We start from the raw sequence: 13,198 nt of genomic DNA on the forward strand, positions 1-13,198 counted from the left end.
AAAAAACCGAGCCGTTTTAAGTAAGGGCTCTTATTAAAAACCGATCGGCGTCGGCACGTAGTGGAACGTCCGGAACCGGGCAGTCTCGACAAAACCCAGCTTACGATATAGCGCGAGCGCGCCGGTATTACTGTCCTGGGTCGCAATGAGGCCGCAATCAGCCAGCCCGGCATAGTGGGAAAAGGCTGCTTTGATAAGTGCGGCGCCGATACCCCGTCCCTGATGGGCTTGCGAAACAGCGATCAGGTCAACGGTCATGATGCGATTCTGAAGAAGGCATCCGTTGAAGCCTCCAATTTCCCCATTTTCTTCCCAAATAAAGGTCTTGTCCGTTCGTCCGCTGACTTCATTCCGGGCCCATGAAGCCTTCACCCGGTTTGCGATCTCCTCCGAGACCATTGGGTCGGCATGATACCTGTCCGAGCGGAAAACGGCTTCGGCGATAGTTGCGCAAAACTCTCCGTCACCCGGGCTTGAAAGCCTGATGTTGGTGGAAGAGGGCTGGCGATCTTCTTCGATGAAATATCGCTCGAGCTGGACGAGCGTCTCGATCTCCCGGAAACCGCTCTCCTTTGATGGATGGGCCCAAGCTTCCGGCAGTCGAACGGATACCAGAATTGCATCGTCCGGCACCAGATCACATATATCCTGGAGCTCGGACTCGCTTGTGATTTCCAGGCGATAGACAGGGCCGCCGAGAAGGGAGCTGTCGAAAGGTTGTTTCACCTGACTTGCCATAGTGAGTATTCCTGGAGCAAAGGCCGGAATTCATTGACGCAAAAAGATCGCACGGCACACCCGCGTACCGGTAGCGATTGTTCAGCCGATTGGTGAAAATATAATTGTGATCAGTATTGCTGGCATTACCTTTATAATTCTCGTGGATGTGACCCAATAGGGCGTGCGTCTCGTGGGTGCATTCAGCTGTTTCCAGAAGGCCCGTTTGTAAACTGTGGAGTAGGCGCCTCATATTGACGACAAAAGCGAAACTTTTCCTGAAAGTTGCTGTTAGTTGCGTCCTGATTGGATCTTTGATCTATCAGGTGGATCTTTCGCGCCTGCTTTCCGCAGCGCTATCGCCGTCTCTTCCGCTGCTGGTCTGCGTCGTCGGGATTGTCATTGCGCAGTTCTTTATCGGTGCCTGCCGCTGGTTCTTGCTGATCCGCGGGACTGGCGTGCCTTTGTCTCCCTGGCAGACATTCCGTATCCTGTTGGCGGGAATGTTCTTCAATCAGGCGCTTCCTGGCTCCCTCAGTGCCGACACGGTGCGTATCTGGCTTGTCAGCCGGCATGGCATGCCGTTGTCTCGCGCGGCAAGTACGGTGCTTCTGGACCGCACGGCGGGCCTTGTGTCCATTCTGACACTTCTGATCGTGACCAGCGTGACAGTCGCGAAGGTCGCCCCAGATCCCAATCTCAGTTCCGTTGCGATCCTTGTCGTCGGTGCCGCGCTTGTCTTGTTGGCAATGGGGTTATCCAGCGCGGACTGGATCGCGGACATGATCGAAGATCACCGGTTCGGGGGCGCTTTGGCCGCCATGCTCCGGGATTCCCGTGTGCTCTGGCGGGCGGGATATCGATCCGCCATCGTTATCGGTCTGAGCTACCTGCTGCATGTCATCAGTGCATTCGGGCTTTGGGTCGTGTTCCAGTCGATTTCGGTCGAGGTCGATTTCCTGATGGTGCTTGGCGCTTTGCCTCTGGTGATCCTCGGCACTCTGCTGCCGATCTCTGTTGGTGGTTGGGGCGTGCGGGAGGGGCTGATGGTCGGGATCTTCTCGATGACCGGAATGCCGCTGGAACATGCGCTCGCGGCGTCCATTCTCTGGGGCCTGTCAGTGATTGTGGCTGCGAGTCTTGGCGGATTGCTATGGGTGCTGAGCCGGCCGGTTGCGGAACGCAGCGAGAATATGACTGAAGCCGCAGGCGGCCCGGCCGTCTAACGTCCGTAGAAACCCCGAACCACGCCGATAAGATAATCCAGTTCAGCCGTTGAAAGATGCTGGTCCGCTGGAAAGCTGATGATCGTTTGCGCATGCCTGTCGGTTACAGGAAAGGCACCGTCCGGATAGCCGAGATGGCGCAGGGCATCCTGTTTGTAGAGCGGGATCGGGTAATGCACCTTGGCGTCGACCTTGTGCGCGTGGCAGTGCGCTAGCAGTTCATCCCGTCGTTCGGCATAGACCACATAGTTCAGATAGACGGCGCGTTCTTCCGGGCCTTTCGTGGCACGCCGGACGGGAAGCGTGATCTCCGGCACATCTGCGAATGCCGCGTCGTAATGCTCGGCAGCCTCGATCCTGCCAGCGACGATATCCTCAACCCTGGCGACGATCCATTTGCCAACGACCGCCTGCACGGAATCGAGGCGCGTGTTGTAGCCGAGGATTTCCATCTCATCGCGGTTGCGCAGGCCATGATTGCGCAAGAGCCGGCACATCCGGTCCATCTCGGGATCGTCGGTGACGATTACACCGGCATCGCCCCAGACATTGATGATCTTGAGTGGATGCATGGAGAATCCGCCGGCAATGCCCCACGTACCCGCCGGGCGGCCCGCTTCCGTCGCAAGGAGGCTTTGGCAGGCATCCTCGACCACTGACAGGCCATGCTCTTCGGCAATTGCGGTGATCCGCGTCATGTTGGCCATGTCGCCGGCCAGATGGACAGGCATGATCGCCTTGGTACGGGGGGTGATCGCGGCCTCAATCAGGTCAGGGTCGATCCCGAACGTATCGTCGCAATCGACGAAGACGATCCGCGAGCCGGTCTCAGCAATGGCCCCCGCAGTGGCGTAGAAGGTATTGGCGGCGGTGATGACCTCGTCCCCGGGCCCGATGCCGAGCGCCTTCAATGGGATCTTGAGGGCGTCCGTGCCGGAGCCGACACCGATGGCATATTTCGATCCTGCGGCAGCAGCGAACATCTCCTCGAATTCACCGACGACCTTGCCGAGGGTGAAGTCGGTGGAACGGACCAGCGCGCGCAGCTCGTCGAAAATCTCATCGACATCGGCGAACTGCTGTTCCAGGGGAGAGTAGCGGACCTGCATCGGCTGGCCCTCTGTCTCGGCGGCCATCAGAACGGGCCCTTGAAGAAGGGATCGGGCACGTCGAGCGGGATGTCTTTACGGGCGGCCAGGATGTCTTCCTCGATTGCGGAGATCTTGGCGTCGTCCAGCCCCATCATTTCGGCCGCGGTGCGGGCGATCCGGGTGGCATCCGGGTAGAAGCCCTTGACCAGACCGCGCGAGCTCGGTGTCGGGTGATCCGGTAGGCCGAGACGGACCGGGGCGGCGTCAAGCAGATCGAAACAGCGGCTTGTCACCTCGGACGCGATTTCTGCGCCGATGCCGAACATCCGGAACCCGGTATCGACGGTCAGCAGCCGCCCGGTGCGGGCCACGCTTTCGACGATCGGATCGAGATTGAGCGGCCGGATCACCCGCAGGTCGAGCACTTCGACCGGGTGTCCGGCCTCCGCCAGCTTGTCGGCGGCGCGGACGGCTTCCAGCGTCATGTAGGAGGTGGCAACGATGGTCAGGCCGTCGCCTTCGCGCACGGTGCGCGGGCCGTCGAGCGGTCGGTGAACGTAGCCCTCCGCGACCGGGCTTGTGGTGTAATGCGACCATCGGTGCTCGATCACGACCACCGGGTTATCGTCCTCGACGGCGGCGGCGATCATGCCTTTCGCGTCCTCGGCAAAGGCCGGCATGATGACTTTCAGACCGGGGACATGGGCGAAGATCGCTTCCATGCTTTGCGAATGTTCCGGGCCCTGGCCCCAGCCGCGCCCGACAATCATGCGCAGGACGAGCGGCACGTTGTGGCGCCCGTTGCTGACATAGTGGGTCTTGGCGGCATTGTTCAGGATCTGCTCCAGCGCGAGCAGGGCGAATTCGACGCGCTGCAGGCTGACCACCGGGCGTTTTCCTGCCATGGCGGCGCCGATGGCAATGCCGATCAGGCCGTTCTCGGCGATCGGCATCTCGATCATCCGGTCGTGGCCTATTTGTTTGCCGATATCCTTCAGGGTGCCGAACAGGGCGGCCGGGTCCTCGACCCCTTCGCCGAAGAAGATGACCGACGGATCGCGCCGTGCCGCTTCAAGCAAGCCGTCACGGATGGCGGTGCCCATATTGATCACCGGCGCACCCGGCGCACTGGTTGTTTCAGGCATAGACATGGGCGAGGGCCTCGGTCGGTTCCGGCAGCGGGGAGTCGATGGCAAAAGCAAATGCGCCGTTCACTTCGGCCTGAATGTCTTTTTCGAGACCTGCGAAGCTGGCCGGGGCGAGCGTTCCGCTTTCTTCGAGCATTTTACGATAGCGTTCGAGAGGGTCCCGGGCGCGCCAGATCTGGAACTCTTCTTCGGTCCGGTAGCCGATATGGTTATCGTAGTTCGGCCCGCAATGCTCGCGCCACCGGTAGGTGTCGAGTTGCAGGAATGTCGGGTTCCCGGAGCGCGCGGTCTCGACGGCCCAGAGTGCGGCCTTGCGGACAGCCTCAAGGTCGTTGCCGTCGACATGCCGGTGCTCGATGCCGTGAGCGGCCGGAATGTCTGTCAGAGGTCGGTCCGGCTGGCGGTCGGCGAGGTTGGTATAGACTGAATAGAGATTGTTCTCGCAGACATAGACAATAGGCAGTCCGCGAAGCTTGGCGAAGTTGGCGGATTCGTGGAACACGCCTTCCTCAAGGCAGGCATCGCCGAGGAAGGAGACGGTGACCTTCCCGTTGTTATCGAACTTGTCTGACAGTGCGGTGCCTGTCGCCAAAGGGATCGAGCTGGCGACGATCGGGATGCTGGCCATCATGCCGGCATCCGGGTCCATCAGGTGCATGGAGCCGCCACGGCCGCCGATGCAGCCGTCCCGCTTACCGTAGATCTCGGCCATCATCGCCTTCAGATTCCCGCCCTTGGCAAGATAATGGGCATGGGACCGGTGGCTGCTGAAGAGCCGGTCGTCGGACATGAGGGCATCGCAGACGCCGACAGCTGAGGCTTCCTGGCCGATGGAAAGATGCACCGGGCAGCGCATTTCCTGCTCGGCGTAGCGTTCCGCAATGGTCTCCTCGACCAGACGAATGCGCAGCATTTGTTTCAGGCAGCGCAGCCGATAATCGGCATCATCGCCCGTGGTGGTTTGCATGCTTTCAGCCATCCTGTCGATTTTCCGCGGTTAGATGAAGTTGAGGTGCATTGGCGCCTCGCCCTTCATTTCCGGAAGTTCGAAATCGCCCTTCTGGTAGCCGTCCAAGAACTCGTTGACCTTGTGTTGCAGGCACAGACTGCCGCACATTTTCTGGGCGTTGAAATCCGGGCTGGCGAGGTAGTTCATCACTTCCCAGTAGCGGTCGCTGTAGAAGATGTCGCGGAACCGTTCCTCGGTGATGTTGCCGATATGGAATTTCTTGTAGCGCTCGTTGAACAGCATGCCGCAGGGCGCAACCAGGCCGGAGCCGGACATCTGCAGCATGAACGGCGCGCCATAGCAGCGCTGGTAGCTGCGCGTGCCTTCGGTGTCGATTTTCGACCATTTGACCGTCACCTGGTAGGTGTCGTCCGATAGAGCTTCGGCTTCGTGCAGGGTGTCATAGAGGCTGGCATAGCCGCTGTAATCGACCCCGAGGGAGCCGTCCTCGTCGTCACTGCAATGCTTGATCACCAGATAGTCCGGCCGCAGCTCCTTGCCGAGCCGGGCGAGAGGCATGATCTGGTCGTGATATTCCGGCATCAGCACCATCTGCATGCCGATGGTTACGTCGAGATTCTGCTCCCGCTTGATCTCGCCCATGGCCTTGATGTTTTCCGCGACCCGGTCGAACCAGTGCTCCTTCACGCCCATGATCTCGGCATAGCGCTTGCGCTCGCCGGCCGAGATATTGACCCGGAGATAGGTCAGGGACGGCAGGACCTCTTCCAGCTTGCGCCGGTTCAGCACGAAGCCGTTTGTGCCGACAGCCATCGAGAGGCCGAGCTCATGTCCGTATTTGCAGGCATCGACGAAAACCGGCGAGATCGTGCTTTCGCCGTCTGAAACCAGGCTGATGCCCTTGACGCCGATCTCGGCGCAGTCCTCGAGAAACTCGAAGATCGCCTTCTTGTCGATCACCTTGCGCTCGTTCTCCTGCAGCATCGCGTAGCAGAAATGGCAGGCGAAATTGCAGGCGCGGGTCAGCGACATGTCGATCGTGATCGGGGCGATCCGCTCACCGCGCTCCCAGGCGTCGATACGATCCTGATGCCAGGCGATCTTGGTGCCATCGAGGATCAGTTCAACGTGATCTGTCATTCCGGTCATGGCTTCGTTCCTTGGACTGTTGGTCCCGGTTTCTAGAGGCGCCGGATACGGTTCGCGTCCTTCACCACCTCGGTGAAGAGTTCGATACGTTCGCCGGTCTGCTTCCGCAGCCAGCGTTCGAGCTTCATCAGCAGGACGGGCTTGTCCCAGACGGGGATCTCGTCGGTGAAAACGAGAAACAGACGATCATATTGGTCGATTTCGACCAGTTCAAAGGCATCGTCCGAAATACCGTTGGCTGCCTTGAAGCCGTCGATATGCGGCAGGACAAGGTCGCGCTTGCCGATCTTGTCCAGCTTGCTCCAGGTCTCACTATAGGGTCGGTCGAAAAAATTGGTGTCCTTGTGGCGGCCGAAGCGTGCTTCTGTTTCGCGCCGGATGGCGGCGATGAGCCGCAAGGGCGTTTTGAAGCAGGCGCCCGCGTTGCGCGGCGTCAGGATGCCGGCAACCGGTGACGGCGCTTCGGGGGCCCGAAGCGCCTGCAGCGCGAAAATCAGGCCGTGTTCGATCACTTCGCGGACCGGAGCGCCGATGGCGTGAGCGCAAAGCAGATCGAGGATCGCCGCCTCCGGCGCATCAGCTGGAGCCGTGAAACGGGCGTCCGCGACGGTCTCGTTTTCGCCGTCAAGAACGAGACTCAGGCGCATGCCGTCGGCTTCAGCGGAAATGACAGTGGCATCGGTTTCCGGCACCGGACCGTAATGCACAAGGTGCTGCAGCCGGTCGGAAACCGGTCCGGCGAAAGCTTCGGGAATATCCGGATTCGGAATCACGTCTATCTCACGCTTTAATGCTGCTGATGTGGACAAGGCAATGATCCTCGTGATCTTCGACGGTGACATCCGCAATGGGAGCAAGGGCATCTTTCAGATCGGCGGTCCGGGCGGATGGCAGGGTCTCCCGGTTGACCCGGATGACGAAACCCTCGACCCCGAAGGCGCCTGCTGCTTCCGCCATATTCAGGATGCTCGAGACGGAATCCTCGTCCGGCACCCACATTTCCAGGAATTCCAGGTCAACGCCGTGGCTGCGCAGCTGGTTCAGCAGCCGGTTCTCGTAAGACTCGACCAGCTCTTCATAATTGATCGCCTGTTCGCTCATCTGCATTTCTCCGGCGTCACGCGGCCGTGGCAAGGAAGCTGTTAACCGCATCAGCGACCCGATGGATCTCGGCCTCGGTCAGGTTCTGGTGGATGGGCAGTGTGATGATCCGCTGGGACTGCAATTCGGTCACCGGGAAATCCCCTGCCGCGTGGCCCAGATAGGCCGCCGCCGGCTGCAGATGGATCGGCACCGGATAATGGATTGCCGTGCCGATACCGAGGCTGGAGAGATGCGCCTGCAATTCATCCCGACGATCAACTTGGATGACGAAGGTGTGGAAGCTGTTGAATTCGATATCCCGGCAGGGCGGGGAGAAGGCAAGAGAGGGATCGAGCAGTTCCCGATAGAGCGCCGCGTTGTTCCGCCGCCGTTCGATCAGGTCATCCATCTTGCCGAGCCTGAAATGGAGAATGGCGGCCTGGATCTGGTCCATCCGGGAGACAGAGCCGAAACGGGCCACCGTGTTGCGGTCGACCAGGCCGTGATTGCGGTAGAGCCGCGCGAATTCAGCGATATCGTCCCGGTCGGTAGTCAGGAACCCGGCATCGCCGCAGGCGTTCAGGTTCTTCAGCGGATGCGCCGAAAAGCAGCCGGCATCGCCGAGAGATCCACTCGGCCTGCCGCCATAGAGCGAACCGATGGACTGGGCCGCATCTTCGATGATTGCCAGACCGTGCCGGTCGGCAATCTCGCGGATGGGTCCCATGTCTGAAACGCGTCCTGTCAGATGCACCGGCATGATGGCCTTGGTTTTCGGCGTGATCTTCTTCTTGATCTCGGCGGGGTCGATATTCTGATCCGGCAGCACGTCGGCAAAGACAGGGGTCGCCCCGACATGCGCGATGACTGCAGTGGATGCGACGAAGGAGTTGGGTGGTGTGATCACCTCGTCGCCATGGCCAATTCCGAGTGCGGCGAGAGACAGGATCAGGGCGTCTGTTCCGGAGTTCAAAGCGATTGCGTGCTTGGTGCCGCAGCGTTCCGCCAGTGCTCCCTCAAGCTTGTCGTTCCACGGGCCGCCGACATACATGCCGCTGCGGAGGATATCCTCGATCACAGGCATGATCTCGTCGCGTTCCTGGGCAAACTGGGCGCCGATATCGACATAGGGGATCGGCGAATCTGTCACACTCGTATCCGGCATTTTTTTCCTGCTCGACACATTTTATCCGCCTGCGGCCATGTCCCTCTGCCGCTGCGGGATTGCTATTTCAAAAGTGCGGTCAACGCCTTGACCACACTGACTTTACTCACCGAATCCCGGTGCCCGACGATGCCAACCTTGATGGCGCCGGCGATGTTTCCTATCAGGCCGATATCAGCAATATCCGTTCCAACTTTCGCCAGAGGAGACGTTATCGAGAAAAACGCGTCGCCGGCGCCCATCGTATCGACGATGCGGCGGGTAAAGGCAGGGATCTGTGTCACAGGCTTGCCGGCTTCGTAGGCGACACAGCCATGGCGGCCGTGGGTCAGGATCATCCGGCCACAATCGATCCGTTTCGGCAGCACGTCCTGCGCGATGCTGGCAAGATCGGTGAAGCGGTCGCCGACAGCCAGCCGGGCCTCCGGCGCATCAATGCAGAGATAGTCGGCACGCGGGTATTTGGTGACCAGATTGTAGCCCCTGTTGGCGCTGTTGGTCTGGGCGTTGATCGCCAGGAACGGCGCTGCCTCGCAGATCAGATTGACAGTGCTTCCACTGATCAGCCCGTGCCCGAAATCGGCAGCCATGACCACATCATAATGCGGCGCGAGCTCGGCGATCTTGCCATGCAGGATCTCCAGTGTGTCCGGCGGCAATGGCGAGTCTTCGATGAATTGAATCTCGAACAGCTTGCGCAGATAGCTGTTGTCGACGAAGCGCACCTTCCGCGTCGTCGGCGCATTCGGCCGGTAGACGGGGATGACGTTCACATTCTCGTGGCACTGCTTCTTGATAAAGTTCTCGCGCGGATCGTCTTCGCCGAGACAGGTGATGATATCGACCTGCTTGCAGAAACTTGCAACGTGATTGGCGGCCGCGATCACGCCGCCCGCGAACAGCTCGATGTCCTGATAGCGCGTGGACATGATGTTTTCTTTGGAGGGCTGTCCCGACGGCGAGACATACTGGTATTCGTCCAGGATCGTGTCGCCGATGATCAGGACGCGCATGTCCTTGATGCTCTCGATCAGCTCCAGCAGCTGCTGCAACCCGACCGTTTGCCGGACTTGGTCCAGGTAGTCGCGGACTTCCGGCTCGAAGACATCGATATGCCGGTTGATCAGTTCGCTTGAGCTGAAGGTGATGTCGCTTGTAAAGACAAGCCGTCCGCCATGGCTTTCGACAGCGTTGCGTTCATCGACAATCTTGCCGGTGACATCCTGCTCCGCATCGACATAATCCGAGCCTTTGATGTAGGCATCCGGCTTGATTGCATGGATCACTTGCTCTGCCGACACGTCGTGATTGACCCCGACCCAACTGACATATTCGAGCGCGGCCAGCATCTCCGCCCGGAGTTGATCGGTGAAGACCGGACGGCCCGGCCCCTTATGAACATGCTCGTCGGCGGTCACGGTTACAATCAGTACGTCGCCCTCACGGCGGGCCTGCTCAAGGTGTCGGACATGCCCCATATGCAGCAAATCGAAGGTGCCGTGGGCATGAGCGATTTTCTGCCCAGACGACCTAATTTTCTCCGCTATCTCAGAGAGTTCGGAGATAGGTTTGATCTTATCTCTCGCTGATGCCTGCATCTGATTGATTCAATTGTTTAAAGACGTGCAAAGCGTATCACAGTTTCATTGCCTTCCGGGAAAAACAATTCGCGCGTATAACTTACGCACTCAGCCATCAGCGGGACGATAGTGTCGACTGATTTTCGGTCTATGATTCAATCAGTTTCGATAAGTTGTTGAGCGGGGAAATTAGGAAAGAATTCTCGGCCCGGCCGGCCAAAATCTGGTGCAGCTGAGCAGGATCGGCTCAGGGAGTTGGAGGCTGGGGAGGTTGTGATTAACCAGCGTTTTCCGGTCGTCTATCAGAAAGAAGAATCTTGATGACTTCTGTTTCCTGTCACCATTGCGATTCCGCCAGACTCGAAACGGTGGAGGGTTATTCTGATTGGTGCCGGGTCACGTCGGATAGCCGCAGCTGGACCAAAGGCGGCGCGTTGGCTGTTTGTGGCGCATGCGGTCTGGTTCAGAAACCGATTACGGATGAGTGGTCCCGGGAAGCGGACAGAATCTACGAGAGCTATGTGCTCTACCATCAATCCCGGTCTGGCGTTGAGCAACTGATCGCAGGTGAGACTGGTCTAAAATCGAGGTCTGTCCACCTGATCGACTGGATGCGCGGGGCACTGAAACTGGACGACGATGGTCTCTTGCTCGATTTCGGATGCGGAACGGGATCAACATTAAAGGCCTTTGCACAGGAGCTGCCGCGTTGGCGGCTCAATGGATACGACCCGAACGTCAAAGACGTTAATGTTCTTTCCGAGATAGAGACGGTCGACGGGCTCTATGAGCGTCTCGAAGATATCGACAAGCACTTTGATCTCGTTACGCTCGTTCACGTTTTCGAACATATTCCCTCACCGGCGAAGGTCATTCGCGACATTCGCAGGCTGCTTCACCCGACCAAGGGACGCCTGTTCATTCAGGTCCCTTATTTTCCTCACAACCCGTTTGACCTGATGATTGCGGATCACAGCAGCCATTTCACGCAGGCGAGTATTGCGTCTGTTGTTGCAAGCGCTGGCTACGACATTGAAGCCTTACGGGTAGATGTATTGAAACGGGAGATAACGGTTGTGGCCCGCCCGGGAGCGGGAAACTGGCGGGCATCGTCTGTTGATGCCGGTGCGACTGTTTGCGGTCTTCGGGCTGCGCTGGATTGGCTTGGGACGGTCAGGCAATCGATGGAAGTTTTCGGTGACGGCGTGTTCGGGATATTTGGCTCGTCCATCTCGGCGGCGTGGGCATCATCCAATCTTGAGCGCAGGGTCGATTTTTATCTGGACGAAGATCGCTCGCGTGTCGGCTGCACGTTCTTTGATCGACCTATCGCAGACCCTTCGGATGCCCAACAGGCATCGTCGATATATATCCCGCTCGTTCCGGCTCTTGCCGCCCAGATCAGCGAGCGGCTCACGGGATTTGAGGCTGTTGCTATTCCCGGCGATTTTCCAGAAGCATTTACGAGAATTGGCACCGACGATGCTCATGCATCTTTAGGCTGATCTGGTCTCAATTGATTTTGGGTTCAATCAGGTAGAAGAGGTGCAGGCGGCGTGTCGTCTTTTCGCCTGTATGCACTTCGATTGGGGACAGCTCCGTAACTTCTCCGAACCGCTCCAGGATCGGAAACGGCTTGTCCCATTTTGACACCAGCAGCACCGTTGCGCCCGCTTTTGGCAGATAGCGTTCCGTCAGCTCGTAGTGATGGTCCGGGTGGCCGTCATAGTCCCACATCTTCGGGCGGCGCTCGAGATCGCGCAGGGCATAGAGCAGGGAGGCCATGGTCTTGCGGTCTTCGGTCAGCCAGATGGCTTCCGGATGTGCCGCGAGGACTGGGCGTAGCTGGTCCGCTACCTGATCCCATCCGCGCAGGCGGCGTAGCGGATCTTTCTTCAGCGGCACATCAACGCCGGGCAGGTCGAGGAAGAAGAAGCCAAGCACGGCGGCGGCGGTGAGGTTGATGCCGATACCGGCGACAACCAGCTTCAGGCGGTCACGCTTGAGCAGCCAACACACAACCAGGATTGTTGCCGCGACATAGGCGGTAGCCGCCCAGTTTGCGTTTGCCCGGCTGAGGAAGGACTGGCCGGTGATGATCAGCAGCACCGGCAGGGAGAAGCACAGCAACAGCTTTTCCATTTGTGCCGCCGGATCCCGGCGTAGCACGGCAAGCCGCCAGAGTAGAGCAGCGAAAAGCACCGGCCCGAAGACGCCAGCCTGGCTGCCGACAAATTCCAGCATCTTGCCGAAATGGAACAGGTCGCCCTTCAGGTTGGTGTTGTCCTTGACGTGCGTGAAGGTCACCCAGCCGGACTCGAAATTCCAGATCAGGTTCGGCGCGAACACGGCAAGCATGATGACGAGCGCGACCAGCGGCTTCCGGCTTGTCAGCCAGGACCGGTATGCGGGCGTGATTAGTGTGAACAGGACCAGACCGAGGATGAAATAGGCCATGGCATATTTGGCGAGGAACCCGGCACCGAGGGCGAGGCCGAGCAGCAGAGGCCATCCGGGTGCATCGCTTTTCAGGCTGCGGACGAAGGCCAGCATGGCCACGGCCCAGAGAAAGAGCAGCGGCACGTCGGTCGAGATCAGCAAGCTGGAGAGAGAGACAGCCGGAAGCGTCGCGAAACTCAGCCCGGACCAGAACCCGGCTTTCCTGCTCTCTGTCAGGGTTTCGGCGATACCGTAGATGGCAAGTGCCGTTCCCGCATGCAGCAGGGGCGACGGCGCGCGGATGCAGGCTGTTGTATCGCCGCACAGCGACTGCGCCCCGGCGATGATGAAGGCGATCAGCGGCGGCTTCGTATAATAGCCCCATTCAAGATCGCGGCTCCAGGACCAGTATTGTGCCTCGTCGCCATGCAGGCCGAGCCCGCTGCCCGCAAGAACCGCCAGCCGGAGCGCGGTCAGTGCCGCGACGGCGAGGAGGAGCCACAGGAAGTAGGGGCGGGTGTCGTCTTTGATCACGGTTGGCATGCGTCGATGCTTTCCTTGCGCGCCGGCTTTGCGTGCCGGAGATGCCACGCCTTAGCCGAGGCGCGCGTCCGAAACAATCGGGAATCG

The 13,198-nt window shown here is 59.4% G+C and carries 12 protein-coding genes; 2 read left to right on the forward strand and 10 right to left on the reverse strand.

The annotated features are described in order from the left end of the window. Positions 1-33: 33 nt before the first annotated feature. A complete protein-coding gene (locus tag K328_RS0114660) occupies positions 34-738 on the reverse strand; it encodes a GNAT family N-acetyltransferase (protein WP_028466614.1) in 705 nt (234 codons plus the stop codon). A 176-nt stretch (positions 739-914) separates the two neighbouring features. Here K328_RS0114660 and K328_RS0114665 point away from each other — a divergent pair, with 176 nt between their 5' ends. Next, on the forward strand, positions 915-1,943 hold the full coding sequence (locus K328_RS0114665) for a lysylphosphatidylglycerol synthase transmembrane domain-containing protein (protein ID WP_084608325.1): 1,029 nt from the start codon (positions 915-917) through the stop codon (positions 1,941-1,943). Here K328_RS0114665 and K328_RS0114670 read toward each other — a convergent pair. From K328_RS0114670 to K328_RS0114705, 8 genes are all read right to left on the reverse strand, one after another. Next, entirely contained in the window at positions 1,940-3,079 is a 1,140-nt protein-coding gene (locus tag K328_RS0114670) for a DegT/DnrJ/EryC1/StrS family aminotransferase (RefSeq protein WP_205620675.1), read from the reverse strand. The two genes, K328_RS0114665 and K328_RS0114670, sit on opposite strands and share 4 nt — an antisense overlap. Next, entirely contained in the window at positions 3,079-4,185 is a 1,107-nt protein-coding gene (locus K328_RS0114675) for an alpha-ketoacid dehydrogenase subunit beta (protein WP_084608326.1), read from the reverse strand. Before K328_RS0114675 ends, K328_RS0114670 begins: the two co-directional genes overlap by 1 nt. Further along, positions 4,172-5,149: a thiamine pyrophosphate-dependent dehydrogenase E1 component subunit alpha gene (locus K328_RS0114680; protein WP_051284952.1), complete on the reverse strand. Its 978-nt coding sequence runs from the start codon at positions 5,147-5,149 to the stop codon at positions 4,172-4,174. The genes K328_RS0114675 and K328_RS0114680 overlap by 14 nt, the downstream gene beginning before the upstream one ends. Before the next feature lie 30 nt (positions 5,150-5,179). Further along, on the reverse strand, positions 5,180-6,301 hold the full coding sequence (locus K328_RS0114685; protein WP_028466619.1) for a radical SAM protein: 1,122 nt from the start codon (positions 6,299-6,301) through the stop codon (positions 5,180-5,182). Positions 6,302-6,333: 32 nt separating this feature from the next. Then, positions 6,334-7,074, reverse strand: coding sequence for a hypothetical protein (locus tag K328_RS0114690; RefSeq protein WP_028466620.1), 741 nt, complete (start codon positions 7,072-7,074; stop codon positions 6,334-6,336). Between the two features lie 7 nt (positions 7,075-7,081). Beyond that, positions 7,082-7,402 carry a hypothetical protein gene (locus tag K328_RS0114695; protein WP_028466621.1) on the reverse strand — a complete coding sequence of 107 codons (321 nt, stop codon included), beginning with the start codon at positions 7,400-7,402 and terminating at the stop codon, positions 7,082-7,084. Positions 7,403-7,418: 16 nt separating this feature from the next. Further along, complete coding sequence (locus tag K328_RS0114700; RefSeq protein WP_028466622.1) at positions 7,419-8,534, reverse strand: DegT/DnrJ/EryC1/StrS family aminotransferase; 1,116 nt, start codon at positions 8,532-8,534, stop codon at positions 7,419-7,421. A 77-nt stretch (positions 8,535-8,611) separates the two neighbouring features. After that, positions 8,612-10,147, reverse strand: coding sequence for a PfkB family carbohydrate kinase (locus K328_RS0114705; RefSeq protein ID WP_036554424.1), 1,536 nt, complete (start codon positions 10,145-10,147; stop codon positions 8,612-8,614). Positions 10,148-10,449: 302 nt separating this feature from the next. On the opposite strand from K328_RS0114705, the gene K328_RS0114710 reads away from it, so the two are divergent. Beyond that, positions 10,450-11,634, forward strand: a complete 1,185-nt coding sequence (locus K328_RS0114710; protein WP_084608327.1) for a class I SAM-dependent methyltransferase — start codon at positions 10,450-10,452, stop codon at positions 11,632-11,634. A gap of 7 nt (positions 11,635-11,641) precedes the next feature. Here K328_RS0114710 and K328_RS24215 read toward each other — a convergent pair whose 3' ends face one another. Further along, positions 11,642-13,111: an ArnT family glycosyltransferase gene (locus K328_RS24215; RefSeq protein ID WP_051284946.1), complete on the reverse strand. Its 1,470-nt coding sequence runs from the start codon at positions 13,109-13,111 to the stop codon at positions 11,642-11,644. Between the last annotated feature and the right edge of the window lie 87 nt (positions 13,112-13,198).

The organism is Nisaea denitrificans DSM 18348 (assembly GCF_000426505.1).
GTDB classification, from domain to species: Bacteria; Pseudomonadota; Alphaproteobacteria; order Thalassobaculales; family Thalassobaculaceae; genus Nisaea; species Nisaea denitrificans.